This window comes from Serratia sp. JSRIV004, assembly GCF_019968705.1.
Taxonomy (GTDB): Bacteria; Pseudomonadota; Gammaproteobacteria; order Enterobacterales; family Enterobacteriaceae; genus Chania; species Chania fonticola_B.
Genome location: NZ_CP074140.1, coordinates 2,193,945 through 2,214,075 on the forward strand (window position 1 = coordinate 2,193,945; position 20,131 = coordinate 2,214,075).

Sequence of the window (20,131 nt, forward strand, 5' to 3'; positions counted from 1 at the left end):
CTGACTTTTTTATTAATTTTACGGGTTTATGAGATTTTTATGCATGGATATTTGAGGAATGCTGGGTGGATATTTGTTGAGAAAATAGTTCGTGTCGTAATTACTTTTATTCTTTTTGCTCTTATTTCAAGGCAATTAGGCCCCGAGGATACTGGCATTTTAAGTTTCTCTCAAAGCATTGTTACTATGCTTCTATGTATTACGGGGTTAGGGCTAGATAGTATCCTGATAAAAGAGTTTTCAACTAATAAACAAGATGAAAATAAAATTTACTCAACGGTAATGATTTCTAAAATCGCGATGTCATTATTAGTGATGATTATTTGTGGTGGAATAATATTCTTTATTGATATCTCACAGCTAAGTAAAATAGTATTTCTAATATCATTGGCTAGTTTAGTATTTCAATCTCAGACAACGTTTTACTCTTACTTCCAAGCAAATTCAAAATCAAGTGTGGTTACAAAGTATAGCTTTATTGCATTATTGCTTTCGTCATTCTTGAAGGTTTATTTTCTTGCTATAAAATCTGATGTCATCTGGTTTGCTCTTTCGTATTCATTAGATGTTATTATATCCTGTATTGTATTGGAATATCAGATGAAGCGTTTGGATATAAAAATTAAATTTTCCAATTTTGACCCGCAAGTTATTAAAACCTTGCTCAGACAGTCATATCCTATTATTCTCTCATCACTTATAATAATATTGTACACCAGATTAGATCAGGTTATGATTGCCAAGATGTTAGGAGCTAAAGAGCTAGGGGTATTTAGCGTGGCTATTCGAATGTCAGACGCATATTCATTTATTCCGGTAGCTGTTGCCACTTCGTTTTTTCCATTATTAGCTTCAAATAACCAAAAGGAAAACATTAGATTATATTTTGATCTTGTGTATTTTAGTGCTTTCGCATCTGCAATTTTAGTGATTTCTTTTTCTTTTATTTTCTTCGAGTCTTTATTCGGTTCTGCTTATGATGGTGCTTTACCAGTGCTTTGTATTACTGTATTTTCAACTGTTTTTGCCGTTTTAGGCGGAGCTTGTACTAATTATCTTGTTACCATAAATCTTACTTATATGCGGTTGGTGAGAGCGGTTCTTGGATTGCTTATTAATTTTATTTTAAATATAATATGGATACCAAAATATGGATTATTAGGTGCGGCATTCGCTTCTCTAATTAGTCAGGTTTTTTCTTCTTATATAGGAAATATTTTAAACAAGAGAACATGGGAATGTTTCCGTATACAAACTTTGTCTATAATTACTTTCGGTTTTTTTGGCGTACAATCTATAGCTATAAAAATTATTAGGAGGAAGTATGCTGAAAAAGGTTAAACACACGTTGAAAGATAATAGATTCCTTTTCCCTTTATCTTTATATTTATATAGAGTGTTTTTTTTAAAGTTGCGAAGTATTCCAAGATGGTTTTCAGATAAATTTTATGCAACTACATATTATGATCATTCAGGAATGTTAACATCTTGTCACCTTACCATTGGAATTAAACAACTTTATGATAAAAGGACAATCTTACCTCATCCGGTAGGTATAGTTATCGGCAAGAATGTCAAATTAGGTTTGAATTGTACCATTTACCAAAATGTCACAATTGGAGTTAAAAATGTATCATCAGAACAATATCCAATATTAGGTGATAATGTAATAATTTATGCGAATGCGTGTATTTGCGGAAATATTAGAATTGGAAATAATTCGATAATTGGTGCCGGTAGTTTGGTTTTATTTGACGTCCCTGACAATGCTATTGTTTCTGGGAATCCAGCCACAATAATCAGATATAGAGACAATTAAAATTCTTAAATCTACGTGGCGTATTAATTAATAAATTATTATTGCGCTTATCATTTTTATGAGGGGAGTTAGATGAATTTTTTAGTTACTGGTGCCGCTGGATTTATAGGGTTTCATTTATGTCTAAGGCTTACTAAACTAGGGTATGGTGTAACAGGGATTGATAATTTAAATGACTACTATGATGTAAATCTCAAAGAGAGTCGTTTAAAAATACTGATGGAGAATAGTAAGTTCTCGTTTTTTAATGTAGATATATCTGATAGAGTTGCTACCTCAAGTTTATTTTTTAATACAAAATTCAATAGAGTTATTCATTTGGCAGCTCAAGCTGGGGTTCGTTATTCTATCGATAACCCATATGCATATGCTGATTCCAACCTGCTCGGGCATTTAAATATTTTAGAGGGATGTCGCCATTCCAAAGTTGAGCATTTGATCTATGCATCGTCAAGCTCTGTCTATGGTTTAAATAGAAAAGTCCCTTTTTCTGTGAATGATAGCGTTGATCATCCAGTGTCTTTATATGCGGCAACTAAAAAAGCAAATGAATTAATGTCACATTCTTATTCTCATTTGTATCAGTTACCAACAACAGGTTTGCGTTTTTTCACTGTCTACGGACCATGGGGGCGTCCTGATATGGCATTGTTTAAATTTGCGAAGGCTATAGTTAATAATAAAACTATAGATGTTTATAACAATGGCATGATGACTCGTGACTTCACATATATAGATGATGTGATTGAGTCAATCATCCGTCTGTTAGACATACCACCAGTAGTAAATAATGCTTGGAGTGTTGAGGTGGGAGCTCCATCGACTAGTTCTGCACCTTATAAGATTTATAATGTCGGAAATAACTCCCCAACAAACCTTATGGATTATATCAGTGAGCTTGAGATTTGTTTGAATAGCGTTGCACATAAAAACTTTATGCCATTGCAACCGGGAGATGTACTAGATACTTATGCCGATACCTCTGAGCTCTTTAAGGCTACCGGCTTCACCCCTAGGACATCAATTTCTACTGGTATTCATAATTTTGTCGATTGGTTTATTGATTATTACTCCGATGAGCACTTGATGTAAATCTCATTTTTAGAAAAGAAAGATAAACCATGTCTGTTAGATCATTCGAGAGATACACCACATAATGTTAAAATCATAAATACAGAAATAAGCAATTAACAGATGTATAGAGGATTAGCATGAGAATTATAGTTACTGGTGGTGCCGGATTTATTGGTTCGGCTGTTGCACGACATATTATTAATAATACCCAGGATCAAATATTGATTTTAGATAGCCTGACATATGCCGGGAATCTAGAGTCTTTAGACACAATCGCTACCAGCGAGCGCTACAAATTTGAACATGTAGATATTTGTAATCGTCAAGAATTAGACCGTGTATTTGCCGAGTTCCAGCCTGATGCGGTTATGCACCTGGCAGCCGAAAGCCATGTTGATCGTTCCATTGATGGGCCTGCCGCATTTATCGAAACGAATATTGTGGGCACCTATACTCTTTTAGAAGCCGCGCGTCAGTACTGGCTAGCTTTGGATGACTCGGCTAAAAAAGCTTTCCGTTTCCATCATATCTCAACCGATGAGGTTTATGGCGATTTACACGGGACGGAAGACCTGTTCACGGAAACAACGCCTTATGCGCCAAGTAGTCCTTATTCTGCCTCTAAGGCCTCAAGTGATCATCTTGTCAGAGCTTGGCTAAGAACCTATGGCTTACCGACTATTGTGACCAACTGTTCAAACAATTATGGACCCTATCACTTCCCTGAAAAGTTGATACCGTTGACGATCCTCAATGCGCTCGAGGGTAAAGCTTTACCGGTATACGGTAATGGTGCTCAAGTTCGGGATTGGTTGTATGTAGAAGATCACGCACGGGCTTTGTACAAGGTTGTTTGTGAAGGCGAAGTCGGGGAAACCTATAACATTGGCGGTCATAACGAACGTAAGAATATAGACGTGGTGCAGACTATCTGCCGATTGCTGGACGAATTGGTCCCTAACAAGCCTGGTAATCTGCTCAAGTATGAAGATTTGATCACCTTTGTGACTGACCGCCCTGGCCACGACATGCGCTATGCGATTGATGCCTCAAAAATTGACCGTGAACTGGGCTGGAAACCGCAAGAAACCTTCGAGAGCGGTATTAGAAAAACGGTTGAGTGGTATCTTGCTAACCAAGCCTGGTGGAGCCGTGTTAAAGATGGTTCATATGCTGGTGAGCGTCTGGGTTTAACCCGTTAATTTAATTTAGGAATTTGAAATGAAAGGAATTGTACTCGCGGGTGGTTCAGGCACTCGTCTGTATCCGATTACACGTGGTGTTTCTAAACAACTGCTACCGATTTATGATAAACCAATGGTTTATTACCCGATCTCGGTGTTAATGCTGGCCGGTATTCGCGATATTTTAATTATATCTACTCCCGAAGATATGCCTTCGTTCAAACGCTTGCTGGGCGACGGAAGTCGCTTTGGTATTAAGCTGAGCTATGCAATCCAGCCAAGCCCTGATGGGCTGGCTCAGGCCTTCCTGATTGGTGAGGAGTTCATCAATGGTGAACGTTGTGCATTAGTTTTGGGCGATAATATTTATTTCGGCCAAAGTTTCGGTAAAAAACTTGAAAATGTGGTTGAAAAAAATGCTGGTGCTACGGTGTTTGGTTATCAGGTAATGGACCCTGAACGTTTTGGCGTGGTTGAGTTTGATGACAATTTCCGCGCATTGTCCCTTGAAGAAAAGCCAGCTGTGCCTAAGTCCAACTGGGCTGTTACCGGGTTATATTTCTACGATAATGAAGTCGTTGAAATGGCAAAGCAGGTTAAACCATCCCACCGTGGTGAGTTAGAGATCACTACGCTTAATCAAATGTACTTGGATGCTGGTAAGCTGAATGTCGAGTTGCTTGGGCGAGGATTTGCTTGGTTAGATACCGGCACTCACGACAGCCTGGTCGAAGCATCTCAGTTTATTCATACCATTGAAAAACGTCAGGGTTTCAAGGTCGCTTGTCTGGAGGAGATCGCATTCCGTAAGGGCTGGCTTTCTCGTGAACAAGTTGCTGAAGAAGCCAGATTACTTGGCAAAACACTTTACGGCCAGTATTTGTCGCATCTGATTGGGGAGTTATAAAATGCAGGTAATAGACACAAAAGTCGATGGTGTTAAAATCATCCAGCCGAAAGTATTTGGTGATGCTCGCGGTTTTTTCCTCGAAACGTTTGAAAAGAAACGTTATCAAGAAATGTTAGATATTGACCTGGATTTTGTTCAGGATAACCATTCGCGTTCTGCGCGCGGTGTATTGCGCGGCCTTCATTTCCAAAAGATAAATCCTCAGGGCAAACTGGTTCGTGTCGTGCGTGGTGAAGTGTTTGATGTTGCGGTGGATATCCGCCCTGGCTCTCCAACTTACGGTGCTTGGGAGGGGGTTATCCTCTCCGAAGAAAACAAAACCCAGTTCTGGGTTCCGCCGGGTTTGGCTCATGGTTTTGTTGTGCTTTCCGATGTTGCAGATTTCGAATATAAATGCACCGATTATTACAATCCAGCACATGAAGGCTGCCTGCTATGGAATGATCCACAGGTTGGTATTGAATGGCCGATCGATAATCCATTGTTGTCCGAAAAAGATAAAGTCGGCAAGTTATTCAAGGATCTAGGACTATGAGGATCTTACTAACTGGCGCGAAAGGGCAACTGGGAAGTTGCTTCCAGGATCGCTTACCAGCCGGGTGGGATGTGTGGGCAACTGATGCAGATGTGCTTGATATCACTGATCTTGCTAAGGTAAAAAGTGCTGTAGTTGATTATCGACCGAATGTTATCGTGAATGCTGCGGCATTCACTGCTGTTGATAAAGCAGAAACTGACCATGAAATCGCGGCATTGATTAATGAAGTAGGTCCGAAGAATTTGGCTTTGGCGGCCAATGAAGTTGGGGCTCGCCTGGTACATGTTTCTACGGATTACGTTTTTGATGGTGAGGCTATTACTCCCTATATTGAAACCGCACCCACTAACCCGCTAGGGGTGTATGGCAAAACTAAACTGGACGGCGAAATTGCGGTTAGCCACCACCTACCGAATGCGTTGATTATTCGTACAGCCTGGGTTTTTAGTGAGTACGGAAATAATTTCGTTAAAACTATGCTAAGGCTCGCGCAGGATCGTGACACTTTAGGTGTGGTATCCGACCAGTTTGGCTGCCCTACCTATGCAGGCGATATTGCTCAGGCAATTATCGAGCTCTTGCAGAGAAATGCAGCAGGTGGGGTCTATCATTTCTGTGGCGATGAAACTGTGGCATGGAGTGAGTTTGCTGAAGCTATTTTTTCAGCAGCAATCAAGCAAGGCGTTTTAGCCAAGGCACCGATTGTTAATGGGATTACAACGTCACAGTATCCCACGCCAGCCAGAAGGCCAAAGTACTCCGTCCTTAACTGCGAAAAAATACAAAACCAAGGTGTCATCTTGTCACCGTGGAAGGATCGTATTGACGAGATTATCACTATTCAGCCTAAGTAATTGTAATGCCTTCCACGCAACTATAATGGGCGCAGTGGGCATGGTGAATGGCTTTGACACGGAAGACTTCGAGAAGGCTACAGAGATGTGGCCTTTTTTTTAAGTAAAATTTTTATCATGACTCAATACTCTTAGTGGCCGGAAGGTTAGAATAGCAGCTCAAAATATTCATTTTCAGCGCATCAGGCGCTTGCAAGGAGTTCAGATGGCAATTCTAGTCACCGGCGGAGCCGGCTACATCGGTTCCCACACCGTTCTGGCCCTGCTGGAGCGTGGAGAAGAGGTTGTCGTCTTAGACAACCTATCGAACTCATCCGAAGAGTCACTGCACCGTGTGGAGCAGCTAACAGGTAAAGCAGCCATCTTCTACCAAGGCGACATTCAAGATCCGGAGTGTCTGAATCGCATTTTCGATGGTCACCGTATCTCGGCGGTGATCCACTTTGCTGGCCTCAAAGCGGTAGGGGAGTCAACCCGCAAACCTTTAGAGTATTATCAGAACAACGTCTCTGGCACCCTTGTGCTGCTGGATGAAATGCGTCGTGCCGGAGTTCATCAGTTTATCTTCAGCTCCTCGGCCACTGTCTATGGGGCAAACTCCCCAGTACCTTACGTTGAAACCACGCCTATTGGCGGTACAACTAGCCCGTATGGCACATCCAAACTGATGGTTGAGCAAATCTTGCAGGACTTTGCTAAGGCAGAGCCGCAGTTCTCGATTATTGCATTACGTTACTTCAACCCAGTCGGTGCCCATGAGTCTGGCCTGATCGGCGAAGATCCTAATGGCATCCCTAATAACCTGCTGCCTTATATCTCGCAGGTTGCTATCGGCAAGCTGGAGAAACTGGGTGTTTTCGGCGGTGATTATCCAACGGAAGATGGTACAGGTGTGCGTGACTACATCCACGTGATGGATCTGGCTGAAGGCCACCTGATGGCCATGGATCATTTGAAGAAGGTCGAAGGGTTCAAAGCTTATAATCTTGGGGCTGGTGTTGGGTTCTCGGTGCTGGAGATGGTGCATGCTTTCGAGAAAGCCTCCGGTGTCGCTATCCCTTATCAGATCTTGCCGCGCCGCGATGGTGATTTGCCTGCGTTCTGGGCCGACGCCAACCTGGCCAGGAAAGAACTTGGTTGGGAGGTCTCTCGAGGTATTGACACTATGATGCGCGATACCTGGAACTGGCAAAGTAAGAACCCAAAAGGCTATCGCTGATAGCCGCGTTTTATTTTCATGCCTGTATTCTGATGGTGAATGAATGTTGGTTCTTGTACAATATTACGCTTCTTTAACATAAGTAATACTTTAATTTATTGATTTTTAAGTGATTGGATTCTAAGGTCACTATAGCCAAGTTACTACAGAGTAACGTTTGGTTAATTTGAAATCATAGACACTGGCGTGGCTGCAATGGGCCACGCTTGGCTGTTTAGAGGGTTATATGAAAATTATCATTACCGGTGGCGCTGGCTTCATTGGTTCCGCCGTTGCGCGGCACATCATCAACGATACCCAAGACCAAATTTTGATCGTAGATAGCCTGACATATGCTGGCAATCTCGAGTCTTTAACGCCAATAGCAAGCAGCGAACGTTACCAGTTCGCGCAGGTGGATATCTGTAATCGTCAGGAACTGGACCGTGTCTTTGCCGAGTTCCAGCCTGATGCTGTGATGCACTTGGCAGCCGAAAGCCACGTCGATCGTTCCATTGATGGTCCCGCCGCATTTATCGAAACCAATATTGTGGGTACCTATACCCTGTTGGAAGCGGCCCGCCAGTACTGGCAAACGTTAAGTGAGCAGGCCAAGAAGGCATTCCGCTTCCATCATATCTCCACTGATGAGGTGTACGGCGATCTGCACGGTACCGATGACCTGTTCACGGAAACCACACCTTATGCACCAAGCAGCCCTTATTCAGCTTCGAAAGCCTCAAGCGATCACCTTGTCAGGGCTTGGTTACGCACTTATGGTCTGCCAACTATCGTAACGAATTGTTCTAACAACTACGGTCCTTACCACTTTCCGGAAAAACTGATCCCGCTAACAATTCTTAACGCTCTTGAAGGTATAGCGTTGCCGATCTATGGCAACGGTACTCAAGTACGTGATTGGTTGTATGTCGAAGATCACGCACGAGCACTGTACAAAGTGGTCTGTGAAGGTGAAGTAGGTGAAACCTACAACATTGGTGGCCATAACGAGCGTAAAAATATCGAAGTCGTGCAAACGATCTGCCGTTTGCTAGATGAATTGGCGCCGAATAAGCCAGGTAACCTGGCTAAGTATGAAGACCTGATCACCTTTGTTACCGATCGCCCTGGTCATGACATGCGCTATGCCATTGATGCCTCGAAAATTGATCGTGAATTGGGTTGGAAGCCGCAAGAAACCTTCGAGAGCGGTATTAGAAAGACGGTTGAGTGGTACCTGGCTAATCAAGCTTGGTGGAGCCGTGTTAAAGATGGTTCATATGCCGGGGAACGTCTGGGTCTAACCCGCTAATTTAAGGTGTGAAAATGAAAGGTATTGTTTTAGCGGGTGGGTCAGGCACACGTCTTTATCCTATTACTCGTGGTGTTTCAAAGCAGCTCTTGCCGATCTACGATAAGCCGATGATTTACTATCCGCTTTCAGTATTGATGCTGGCGGGGATCCGCGACATTCTGATTATCTCCACGCCAGAGGATATGCCGTCATTTAAACGGTTACTCGGCGACGGAAGTCGTTTTGGCATCTCATTGAGCTATGCAATTCAACCTAGCCCAGATGGATTAGCGCAGGCATTTCTGATTGGTGAAGAGTTCATCAATGGGGACAGTTGTGCTCTGGTATTAGGCGACAATATTTTCTTTGGCCAGAGTTTTGGCAAGAAGTTGACGTCTGTCGTTGAGCGTAACCAGGGGGCAACCGTATTTGGCTACCAGGTAATGGATCCTGAACGCTTTGGCGTCGTGGAATTTGATGATGACTTCCGGGCATTATCTTTGGAAGAAAAGCCAGCGGAACCAAAATCCAATTGGGCCGTTACCGGGCTTTACTTCTATGATCATCATGTTGTTGAGATGGCGAAGCAGGTCAAACCCTCTTCACGTGGTGAATTAGAGATCACCACGCTCAACCAGATGTATCTGGATAAAGAGGCTCTCAGCGTTGAGTTGCTTGGGCGCGGTTTTGCGTGGTTGGATACCGGTACTCACGATAGCCTGATTGAGGCTTCCCAGTTTGTACACACGATCGAAAATCGCCAAGGGTTCAAGGTTGCTTGCTTGGAAGAGATCGCCTACCGCAAAGGGTGGCTGACTCGTGAGCAAGTAGAGGCTGAGGCTAAACTGCTTAGTAAGACATTGTACGGGCAGTATTTATTGCAACTGAGTTTGGAGAAATAGAATGCAAGTCACAGATACCAAAATCGATGGTGTGAAGATTATTCAACCCAAGGTATTTGGCGATGCACGAGGCTTTTTCCTTGAGACGTTTGAAAAGAGACGTTACCAGGAAATGTTAGATATCGATCTGGATTTTGTTCAGGATAACCACTCGCGTTCATCACGCGGTGTGCTGCGTGGCCTGCATTTCCAAAAGATAAATCCTCAGGGTAAATTAGTACGAGTGGTGCGTGGTGAAGTGTTTGATGTCGCGGTTGATATCCGTCCAGGCTCTCCAACGTACGGTGCTTGGGAAGGGGTGATCCTTTCCGAAGAAAACAAAACCCAGTTTTGGGTCCCACCGGGCTTGGCTCATGGTTTTGTTGTACTTTCTGATGTCGCAGACTTTGAATATAAATGTACGGACTATTACAATCCTGCACATGAAGGCTGTCTGTTATGGAACGATCCAGCGGTGGGGATCGAGTGGCCATTAGAGAATCCACTACTCTCTGAAAAAGATAAAATTGGCAAACTGTTTAAGGAGCTAGGCCAATGAAGGTTTTGTTGACCGGCGCCAATGGGCAATTAGGGCGTTGCTTTATCGATCGCCTACCTGCAGGTTGGGAAGTACTAGCAACCGACAGTGATTCTTTAGATATTACTGATTTCGAGAAGGTTAAGCAGACCACACTTACCTTCCTGCCTGATGTGATAGTGAATGCTGCAGCTTATACCGCCGTAGATAAAGCGGAAAATGATTGTGAAATGGCTAAGCTGATCAATGAACAAGGGCCTAAAAACCTGGCTTTGGCAGCCAAAATTGCCAATTGCCGACTGGTTCATGTATCAACAGACTATGTCTTTGATGGTCTCGCTGATACGCCGTACTGCGAAAATGACACAACCAACCCGTTAGGCGTTTATGGTAAGACTAAACTCGATGGTGAGATTGCTGTCATGGTTACCCAGCCAGAAGCTATCATTATCCGTACCGCGTGGGTATTCAGTGAGTATGGCAACAATTTCGTGAAAACCATGCTGCGTCTGGCGCAAGATCGCGACGTTTTGGGCATTGTATCAGACCAACGCGGTTGCCCAACTTACGCTGGTGATATTGCTGCCGCCATCATCGACTTGCTGAAAGCTGATGCGGAAGGTGGCATTTATCATTTCTGCGGTGACAAAGATGTTACCTGGAACGAATTCGCCGAATTTATCTTCGCTTCTGCGTGTGAGCAAGGCCTTTTGACCCGTAGCCCTAAGGTTAACGCTATCACCACCGATCAATACCCAACTCCAGCACAAAGACCGAAGTATTCGCTGTTAAATTGCGAAAAAATCAAAGCGTGTGGAGTTGTGCTATCCCAGTGGCAAGATAGAGTCGGCAATGTAGTCAAGAGCTGTTCGGATCTAGCATAGAAAGTTAGTAAGTGCATTGCGTCGTGCCCAGCGAACCGGCTGGGCACAGCCGACTACGTTTAAGATACCGACCTCAAAACATCTAGTAACCTATATCCTTATGATTATATTCAATAATATCCCTCCCTGCATCCCCCTATCATTTGTCCACTGAACACCTATTCGAAGACGTTTCCTTACTCAATAAAAGCCGTTGGTCCATATCATTGCTAGTGAGCTGGTTGTTTTTACCGCTATTCAATTAAGAACATACTGAAACTATCAAGAATCTAAAGGTGTTTTAATCGATATGGTGGTAGCATATGGCCCGAAGTTTTGTGTGGACGAACCCAGATAGTCTATTTTAGCTGTTATGGCAAGTAGTCTGTCCCTCTTCGGGGAAAAATCCACTCTAAAGGTAAGATATATCTATTGGCTACTGCATGCCAAGGGCGGTAGCGTGCCTTTTTTTGGGCAATCTGATGGAGATATTGGTTGAAAATACTGGATTTTCATGACGTTGACGCAATATTCAACATGCTATATTAATGGGATTTTTCTTATTGACTATTCCCATTGTTTGCACTAGTGGTTTTTCGTTTTACTGAGTATTGATTCCTTTTTTAAATGGCACAAACTGTGGGGAATTAATGAACATGGCAAGTGTCCTCTATTGTGGTAAAGGGCGGAGATACAACCAACCAATTATCGTCTATAGGAAATTACTCATATGCATTTCAGGTTTATGAATGACCAATTATAATTCGATATATAAACCCATGTGAACCATTTCCAGGTAATCTGTGTGAGTTCAGCAATAATTATTGGAATATTTTGATGAAAAAAAGCAACAGTTCATCACCAATCGCTATAGTATCGAGCTTTTGGCTGCATAGAAAACTTATTCTTAATCTAACCAAAAGAGAAGTGTCTGGCAGATATAAAGGTTCGGTTTTTGGCATTCTTTGGTCTTTCTTTAACCCTATCTTTATGCTGGTGGTTTATACTTTTGTCTTTAGTTTTATCTTTAACGCGCGTTGGAGTACAGAGAGTACCTCCAGAGCTGAGTTTGCATTGGTGTTATTTGCCGGGTTGATTGTTTTTAACTTTTTCAGCGAATGCGCAATAAAATCACCAGGATTAATATTATCTAATGTAAACTATGTCAAGAAGGTGATTTTCCCATTAGAAATACTACCCATAATTAGCGCATGTTCCGCATTGTTTCATGCAGCAATAAGTATTGTTGTTTGGCTGATCTTTTATACTTTTGAAGCTGGCATTCCACATATTACTGTGTTTCTGCTTCCAGTTATATTATTACCATTGTTCATTTTTGTTACCGGTGTAGGTTGGTTGCTGTCTTCTTTAGGCGTATTTTTGCGAGATGTAGGGCAAATGATTACGATTTTGGTCACTGCACTTATGTTCTTATCGCCTATATTTTATCCAATTACCGCTATTCCAGAAAAGTATAGGCCGCTGCTAAATCTTAATCCTTTAGCACCTGCTATCGCACAATTCCGAGATGTCATGTATTTTGGTGTTACTCCTTCTTTGGTTAGTTATATCATCTATTTAGTCGGTTGCTTGGTTTTTGCCTGGTTCGGTTTTTTTGTTTTCCAAAAAACGAGAAAGGGATTTGCAGATGTCCTCTGATAATATAGCTATCAGCATTAAAGACATAAGAAAATGTTTCTATGTCTATAATAATCCGCATGACAGATTAAAACAGTTTGTATTGCCGAAATTAAAACGCCTTATCACTAGTGAATCAGAAAATTACTATAAAGAATTCTGGGCGTTAAATGGTATCTCTTTTGACGTTATGAAAGGCGAGACCGTTGGTCTTATTGGCAAAAATGGCAGTGGCAAATCTACCCTTTTGCAGGTTATTTGCGGTACGTTGACTGCGACCAGTGGTACTGTGGAGACAACAGGCCGAATAGCTGCCCTACTTGAGTTAGGTTCAGGATTCAACCCCGAGTTTACCGGAAGAGAAAATATCTATCTTAACGCTGCAATTTTGGGTCTTTCCAAATCGGAAATCGATAATAAATTCGATGCTATTGCCGCCTTTGCTGATATCGGAGACTTTATTGAACAGCCGGTCAAAACCTACTCTAGCGGTATGGTGGTCAGGCTGGCCTTTGCAGTGCAGGCACAAGTCGATCCTGATATCCTTATTGTCGATGAGGCTTTGGCCGTTGGCGATGCTAAGTTTCAAGCGAAGTGTTTTGACCGTTTAAGACAGTTGAAGAATAATGGAACTAGTATCCTGCTAGTGACCCACTCTGGTGAGCAGATTGTCACGCATTGCGACAAAGCGGTTCTTCTTAGTGGTGGAAATAAGTTGTATCAAGGTTCTCCTAAAGTTGCTGTCAATAAGTATATGGATATACTGTTTGGCAAAACCCAGAGTCCAGCCAAAGATGATGTGGTAACTGAAGCTAGTGCCCAAGGTAACAATACCCAAAACTCAGCGTCATCTGTTGCGTCGGGTTTGAGCTTGGATGCAGACTGCTTTAATACCAAGGCTAATTATAATAAAAACGAATATCGCTGGGGTGATCGTGCCGCTTCCTGGTTAGATTATCAGTTATTTGCTGATGAACGCCTTAACCCTGCAACTGTTTATGCTGACGAAAAGATAAAAATTCGGTGTTCAATTTATTTCGAAAAGAATATACATAACCCTATCATTGGTTTTGCAGTGAAAACCAAGGAAGGAGTGACTGTATATAATACAAATTCACATTTGCTAAATGAAGATACCCTTCAACATGGTCGGGAAAATACCCACTCAATTGTTGAATTTGAATTCGATAACAAACTAGGCGCTGGTGATTATTTCATTTCTTTAGGGATCGCCTCTATGAAGGATAATGAGGTGGTACCGCATGATAGGCGATACGATGTAATTCATTTCCTTGTGCCAACTGTGGAATCTTTTTCAGGGATGACAAACTTAGAACTAAACCTAAAAATTAACTCTTCATTTGGTAAATAATTATGTTTTTAGATACTAACCTTTATTCTTTTCGCGAAGCTTCAGGCGTCTGGGCTCGTATTGATTACACTGGTATTCCTTATAGCGATGGCGATGCTCAAGAAAATCTACTATTAAATATCGTCAACAATACTAAAGATCGAAGCGTATCATCTCCGGAACTAAGAGCACAGTGTTCTGATTGGGTAACCACCTATCATTTTTCCAGCTTACGTTCTAATTTACTGCGGCCATTAAATTCGCTCTTCACCCCAGGCGTCAAAATACTTGAGATAGGTGCCGGCTGTGGTGCGATTACTCGTTTCTTGGGAGAGTCGGGAGCCGAGGTTCTTGCTCTTGAAGGTAGCCTAAGACGTGCTGCAATAGCACGAGCCAGAACGCTGGACCTGGCCAATGTAACCGTTGTCAGTGAACGTTTCGACGACTTTGAATGTGAAGATAAATTTGATGTGATTACCTTGATTGGCGTACTTGAATACTCCAATTTGTTCAGCCAAGGTAGTGATAGCGCCATCAGCATGCTTAACAACATCAAAGCGCGTCTCAAACCTGATGGTAAATTATTGATCGCGATCGAAAACCAGTTGGGACTCAAATATTTTGCTGGTGCGCGGGAGGATCATATTGGGCAGGTTATGTATGGCATTGAAGGTCGCTATACGAAGCAGCAGGCTGAAACCTACGGTCATCATGTCTTGCTAGAGAAGCTTGCAACGGTAGGGTTATCTTCAGTACAGACGTTATTGCCTTTCCCTGATTATAAACTGCCTGTATCGGTGGTAACGGAGGCAGGTGCCAACAGTGATGAGTTTGATGCCTCTGTTTTTGCCACTCAGTCAGTTCGCGCCGATATGCAGTTGCCAGAGAAGCTGCATTTAATTCCTGAGCTAGCATGGCCTGTTGTTTTCAATAACAAACTAGCGGTTGAAATGAGCAACTCTTTCCTATTGGTTGCCAGTAATACCGCTGCGGAGGTTTTTGATAAAAATCTGCTTGCTGTGCATTATGGTGGGGAAAGGCACCGTCCATTTAGCAAAAAGACGGTTTTTAAATATACCGCGGAAAATCAGGTTGTTGTTAAAAGAGAGTTGCTGAGTGACGTCTTGGCTCCGGATGATAAACTTATCGGCTTTAGACTTGATGGTTATGAAACCTATATCAAAGGCCCCTCATTATCGACAGAGTTTATCAAGATTGTGACGACTCCGGGGTGGTCAATGGAGTACGTAGCTGGCTATTTCCGTTATTATATCGAGTGTCTGGAAATAGCACTGCGTGGTGAAGGGGTGAGTTATGATGAATTTACCCAGAGTACCATGTTACCTCCGACTTATCTGGATGCAATTCCGTCCAACTTTGTCATCGATGCAGAAGGGCAACCTCGCTATTTTGAACGTGAATGGTTGGCAAAAGAAGGGTTAACCGTTGGCCACTTGGTTTTCCGTGCGGCCTTGTCCCTACTAGGTAAGATTTCTTGCTTTGCAATTCCTGATTCTGGCTCTTCTCTTACACGGGGGGAGTTCATCCAGCAGCTTTTTGAGGCTTTGTCTTTCTCTGCTGATAAATCCTTGCTTGACGATTATCTCCAGTTAGAGTCTGCATTACATGCTTTCTCAACGGGAGAACAGGAAAGTTCACTCATAACCTGGTACCCGGAACATGTTTTACCCGGTCTCTATGAGGTGAATGATGCTGAATGTGTTTCCATGTCTTTTACCCAGATAAAAGAGAGCCTGCACCAAGCGAAAGAAGTGATTGCCAGCCAGCAGCAATCCAAAGACATTGCTGAAAAACTGGCTCATGACAGGCTCGCTGAAATTGCAGCTTTGCACAATGCAAAAGATATTGCTGAACGTTTTGCATATGAGCGATTAGATAAAATTCATAAGTTGGAAGCTGAGTTACAGATGTATCAGTCTGGAGTTTTAGGGAAATTGTCCAGACTCATTAAAGGTAATAGGAACTGAGATGAGTAAACTGCATTGGTCGATCGATTACTTTGTACAACAAAATGGAACTATCTTCAGCTATGGATGGATTTTTCATGAAGATAAAAGTATTACCAAGCTTTGTTTATCTTTGCCCGAAAGTGATACTGATAATGTTCTGAAAATCGACTATGGGAAGTGCAAGGATGATGTAGGTGCTTATTTTTCAAGCTTTGAACAAGCCAAGCATTCTGGATATATTATTTATGGTTCATTTGGTTCAGAAGCTAAGATTGTAGATCTAAAATTGTTATGTACCTATTCAGATGGTTCGACTGAAAGCGTTGAGATACCAGACAGTTGTCTAAATGTAACTATAGATGTGGATAGTGGCGGAGCAACATCGAAGAAACTGATTTTTAAACAGTTTACGGTGTTGCTAAAACGTGCCTTCATGTTGATAAAATCTGGCAAATTTTCATTATTATATGAAAAATTCAGTCGGTATAAAAATAAAACTCCGAGTAAAAACCTTGGTTCACCTAATGATATTGTTGCATTTCTCAACCCTGCAGAAAGAGAACGAGTCATCTTTTTAATCGATCATGATTTGGGTGGTGGGGTTAACCATTATAGAAATCGATTGATTCAAGAAAAAATGAGTGTTGGTTACTCGGCACTGGTGCTTTCTTTTGATATAACTACATTATCTTATAAGTTAATCGTTCGCGGTGAAAAAGGCGAGTTTAAGTTTAAAATACCTGGTTATAAATTTATCTATGACTTGCTTGCCTTCGTAAATATAAAAGAGATTGTCTATAATACAGGTGTTTCATTTACAAATCCGGAAGAAATACCAGGTTTTCTTATCGGCTTAAAAATGAAAACTAATGCTCAACTGATGACTCAGGCCCATGATCTCTTCCCGTTATGTCCTTCCCACTTCCTGATTAACGACCAAGGGAAGTATTGTGACATACCGGATCCGTCAGTTTGTGCTTCATGTTTACGTAACAATACCTTTGGATTCACTACTTTATTTGAATCAAATGATATCGAAGAGTGGCGGGACAAGTGGGGGGGATTGATGATCGCCTCTGACAAAATTGTTACTTTTTCTCAAAACACTCTGGATCTCTATCGGCGTGTTTACCCGCAGATCCAAGAAGAGAATGCGGTTGTTATTCCTCATACTGTAGATTACCTCCCAGCTAAGGCGAATATACAGCAGACACAGCAGTTGAAAATAGGTGTCGTCGGAATAATCGGTTATCATAAGGGGGCGCAAATTGTTAAGGAGTTGGCTCAAGAAATAAAAGATAAGCAATACCCTGCGGAAATAGTTATTGTTGGTACCGTTGAATCATCCTGTCCTGCTGATATTGTTACTCAAACTGGGGCATACAAGCATGATGAGTTGCCAAGTTTACTTGAAAAGCATGGTGTTAATATAATTTTATTCCCATCTATTTGGCCTGAAACGTTTTCTTATGTGGTTCAGGAAATGATGGAGCTAGGTTATCCTGTTGCTAGTTTTGATCTGGGAGCGCCAGCTGAACGCCTTAGAACTTATCAAGATGGTTTAGTCTTGTCTTCTATGTCAGCTGGAATCGTATTGCAAGAGTTGGTAAAATTTCACCGGCAAGTATATTCAATCCAATGAGGCAGATATGTCTGAAGTTCATGTTTTTACCAGTGCGGCATTCAATTACATTCCTAAAGTGAGAATGCTTTTTCAGTCCATCAGGAAATATCACCCAGAATGGACTATTCATCTTGCTTTAGCCGATGAAAAAAGGCCCGAAATTGACTTGAGCAACGAGCCTTTTGATGAAGTTGTTTCCGTTTCTGAATTGGATATACCTGATTGGAAAGGTTGGGCTTATTGCCATACCATCGTTGAACTGGCGACGGCCATCAAGCCTTTCATGTTAGCGCGATTGTTACAGTTACCAGGCTGCAAGAAAGTTATCTATCTTGATCCAGACACGGTGGTTTTCTCACGCCTGGATGATATCCTGGAAGCTCTTGATTCAGCGAATGTGGTGTTGACTCCACATCAAACCAAGCCAGAGACTTCGTTGTCAGCGGTAATGGATAATGAAATTTGCAGCCTGAAACACGGTGTTTACAACCTTGGATTCTGCGCAGTTGCCGCGACAGATGTAGGCCTGTCATTCGCTAAATGGTGGGGGGAGCGTATCTATCACTTCTGCCGCGCGGACATTCCTAATGGTTTGTTTACTGACCAGCGCTGGATTGATCTGGTACCTGCATTCTTTACTGATGTTGCTATTATGCGTTCTAGCCGTCACAACGTTGCGACATGGAACCTGACCACCCGTGAATTTACTATTGATCCTCAAGGTAACTATTTTGTCGATGGTGAACCGCTAGGCTTCTACCACTTTACCGGTTTCGACAGTGGTGCGCATAGGATCATGGCATCCAAAAATGCGGGTGAAAACTCTGATGTGCATAAACTTATTGATTGGTATGACGATCAAACCAAGAACTTGGCTCAGGATCCATTAGCTAAGGTGGTTTGGGCATATGGTCAGCACTCTGACGGCTCGGCAATTTCTAAAGCGCAACGTATCGTTTACCGCGAACGAATTGACCTACAGAATGCTTTCCCAACGCCTTTTGACGTCACTACCTATAATCAATGGTGGATTACGCAAGGTGCAAAAGAGTATCCTGAGCTGTTTGACCCACAAACCAAAGATGAAGCTTTACGCCAATTCAGTATTGTTCTGACCCCTGGTTTCCGTGGTGGTAATGCTGAATTCGATAAAGATCGGTTTGTGAGTATGATAAAGCGTTCCCTGACAAATCCACGGGTTGGTATGACTCTAGGTAAAAGAGGTTGGGAAGTGCTTAAAAATGAAGGTATTAAAGGCATCAAGCGCCGCTTTCTGAACTAAAATATCTGATCAATTATCTATGCCCTGTATTAAACCAAACGTTTATAAAATACAGGGCTTTTTTCTTTTTCTGACGATGAAAGGTTTTTAACTGACTGATTTTAAAATACTATTGATACTGGCTGATATATGATTTTTCGGATGATACATTTAGTGGATTTTTAGGAGGTAACATGATGGAGTCGTTATGTGTTCGCCGGAATACCCACGTACTTAATTTGGTGTTTTAAGTGAAAATAATTGCATCTCTTGTGTTGTATCGACATGAGTATCAATCTGTAAGCAGAACCTTAACCTCCTTGTTAGAGGAGGAGAGTGTTTCAAAGCTGGTTATTGTAGATAATGGCGCGTATTGCCACTGGTTGCTAGAACTGGATAATCCCAAAATTGAAGTTATTCGCGTTCAGGAGAATGCAGGCTTCGGTGCTGGCCATAATCAGGTATTTTCTCGCTTCGAAGAGCACACAGGCCATTTTTTAATTTGTAATCCAGATATTGATTTTGAGAAAGGTGAAGTGGATAAGCTATATCAATTTTGCCTACAAGGTAATATTGACTTGGCTGTTCCCAAAATTGTTTACCCTGATGGGCGTTTACAACATGCGTGTAAAACATTGCCATCACCTTATCAATTATTTATGCGGAGATTTATCTCTCAATTTACCAGTTCGCTGAATCAAGACTACGAACTCCATTCTGCGGATTATAGTAAACCGTTCTTCGCACCTTCGCTTTCTGGTTGCTTTATGTTAGTGAGTAATAAGGCTGTTCGTGACGTTGGTTATTTTGATACGCGCTTCTTTCTCTACCTTGAAGATGTTGATTTGTCAAGGAGAATTTGCGAAAACCACAGGGTAAGCTATTGTCCTGACTCGGTTGTTGTTCACGAGTCACAGCGACGTTCTTACAGAGATAAGCGTTTTTTAGCTTACCATATTATTTCTGCCGTGAAATACTTCAATAAGTGGGGATGGTTCTTCGACCAACAAAGAAAGGATTTAAATAATCGTTGTTTAAGTAAACTCCCTAGAGCTGAAAATAACATGCCGCAATTTGCTCGTGTTGAGGATGATAAGTAAACTAACTCGGTATTGTTAGGTATCTTCTTACTTT

The 20,131-nt window shown here is 42.1% G+C and carries 18 protein-coding genes; all 18 read left to right on the top strand.

The window, feature by feature from the left end:
* Positions 1 to 39: 39 nt before the first annotated feature.
* The 18 genes from KGP21_RS10515 to KGP21_RS10600 all read left to right on the top strand — a co-directional run bounded on the left by KGP21_RS10515 (position 40) and on the right by KGP21_RS10600 (position 20,097).
* A complete protein-coding gene (locus KGP21_RS10515; RefSeq protein WP_223538067.1) occupies positions 40 to 1,341 on the top strand; it encodes a flippase in 1,302 nt (433 codons plus the stop codon).
* On the top strand, positions 1,325 to 1,819 hold the full coding sequence (locus KGP21_RS10520) for a serine O-acetyltransferase (RefSeq protein WP_223538069.1): 495 nt from the start codon (positions 1,325 to 1,327) through the stop codon (positions 1,817 to 1,819). The genes KGP21_RS10515 and KGP21_RS10520 overlap by 17 nt, the downstream gene beginning before the upstream one ends.
* A 72-nt stretch (positions 1,820 to 1,891) precedes the next feature.
* Complete coding sequence (locus KGP21_RS10525; RefSeq protein ID WP_223538071.1) at positions 1,892 to 2,911, top strand: NAD-dependent epimerase; 1,020 nt, start codon at positions 1,892 to 1,894, stop codon at positions 2,909 to 2,911.
* A 119-nt stretch (positions 2,912 to 3,030) separates the two neighbouring features.
* Entirely contained in the window at positions 3,031 to 4,095 is a 1,065-nt protein-coding gene (gene rffG, locus KGP21_RS10530) for a dTDP-glucose 4,6-dehydratase (protein WP_115159857.1), read from the top strand.
* A gap of 19 nt (positions 4,096 to 4,114) precedes the next feature.
* A complete protein-coding gene (gene rfbA / locus KGP21_RS10535; RefSeq protein ID WP_021805026.1) occupies positions 4,115 to 4,984 on the top strand; it encodes a glucose-1-phosphate thymidylyltransferase RfbA in 870 nt (289 codons plus the stop codon).
* Between the two features lies 1 nt (position 4,985).
* Positions 4,986 to 5,522: a dTDP-4-dehydrorhamnose 3,5-epimerase gene (gene rfbC / locus KGP21_RS10540; RefSeq protein ID WP_021805025.1), complete on the top strand. Its 537-nt coding sequence runs from the start codon at positions 4,986 to 4,988 to the stop codon at positions 5,520 to 5,522.
* On the top strand, positions 5,519 to 6,379 hold the full coding sequence (gene rfbD, locus KGP21_RS10545) for a dTDP-4-dehydrorhamnose reductase (RefSeq protein ID WP_021805024.1): 861 nt from the start codon (positions 5,519 to 5,521) through the stop codon (positions 6,377 to 6,379). Before rfbC (KGP21_RS10540) ends, rfbD (KGP21_RS10545) begins: the two co-directional genes overlap by 4 nt.
* 205 nt (positions 6,380 to 6,584) lie before the next feature.
* Positions 6,585 to 7,598, top strand: coding sequence for a UDP-glucose 4-epimerase GalE (galE, locus tag KGP21_RS10550; protein WP_166734606.1), 1,014 nt, complete (start codon positions 6,585 to 6,587; stop codon positions 7,596 to 7,598).
* A gap of 226 nt (positions 7,599 to 7,824) precedes the next feature.
* The gene (rffG, locus tag KGP21_RS10555) at positions 7,825 to 8,889 is read left to right on the top strand and encodes a dTDP-glucose 4,6-dehydratase (protein WP_021805022.1); all 1,065 of its coding nucleotides are present in this window, start codon (positions 7,825 to 7,827) and stop codon (positions 8,887 to 8,889) included.
* Positions 8,890 to 8,903: 14 nt separating this feature from the next.
* Positions 8,904 to 9,773, top strand: coding sequence for a glucose-1-phosphate thymidylyltransferase RfbA (rfbA, locus tag KGP21_RS10560; protein WP_021805021.1), 870 nt, complete (start codon positions 8,904 to 8,906; stop codon positions 9,771 to 9,773).
* A gap of 1 nt (position 9,774) precedes the next feature.
* Positions 9,775 to 10,311, top strand: a complete 537-nt coding sequence (gene rfbC, locus KGP21_RS10565; protein ID WP_021805020.1) for a dTDP-4-dehydrorhamnose 3,5-epimerase — start codon at positions 9,775 to 9,777, stop codon at positions 10,309 to 10,311.
* Positions 10,308 to 11,174, top strand: coding sequence for a dTDP-4-dehydrorhamnose reductase (rfbD, locus tag KGP21_RS10570; RefSeq protein ID WP_223538073.1), 867 nt, complete (start codon positions 10,308 to 10,310; stop codon positions 11,172 to 11,174). Before rfbC (KGP21_RS10565) ends, rfbD (KGP21_RS10570) begins: the two co-directional genes overlap by 4 nt.
* Positions 11,175 to 11,990: 816 nt before the next feature.
* Positions 11,991 to 12,812, top strand: coding sequence for an ABC transporter permease (locus KGP21_RS10575; RefSeq protein ID WP_021805018.1), 822 nt, complete (start codon positions 11,991 to 11,993; stop codon positions 12,810 to 12,812).
* Complete coding sequence (locus tag KGP21_RS10580) at positions 12,802 to 14,163, top strand: ABC transporter ATP-binding protein (protein WP_223538075.1); 1,362 nt, start codon at positions 12,802 to 12,804, stop codon at positions 14,161 to 14,163. Before KGP21_RS10575 ends, KGP21_RS10580 begins: the two co-directional genes overlap by 11 nt.
* 2 nt (positions 14,164 to 14,165) lie before the next feature.
* Positions 14,166 to 16,130, top strand: a complete 1,965-nt coding sequence (locus KGP21_RS10585) for a bifunctional 2-polyprenyl-6-hydroxyphenol methylase/3-demethylubiquinol 3-O-methyltransferase UbiG (protein WP_115159852.1) — start codon at positions 14,166 to 14,168, stop codon at positions 16,128 to 16,130.
* A gap of 1 nt (position 16,131) precedes the next feature.
* Positions 16,132 to 17,754 (top strand): glycosyltransferase, encoded by a 1,623-nt coding sequence (locus tag KGP21_RS10590; protein WP_223538077.1) that lies wholly within the window; start codon positions 16,132 to 16,134, stop codon positions 17,752 to 17,754.
* Positions 17,755 to 17,761: 7 nt separating this feature from the next.
* Positions 17,762 to 19,018, top strand: coding sequence for a glycosyltransferase (locus KGP21_RS10595; RefSeq protein ID WP_021805014.1), 1,257 nt, complete (start codon positions 17,762 to 17,764; stop codon positions 19,016 to 19,018).
* A 230-nt stretch (positions 19,019 to 19,248) separates the two neighbouring features.
* Positions 19,249 to 20,097 (top strand): glycosyltransferase, encoded by an 849-nt coding sequence (locus KGP21_RS10600; protein WP_223499198.1) that lies wholly within the window; start codon positions 19,249 to 19,251, stop codon positions 20,095 to 20,097.
* Positions 20,098 to 20,131 lie beyond the last annotated feature (34 nt).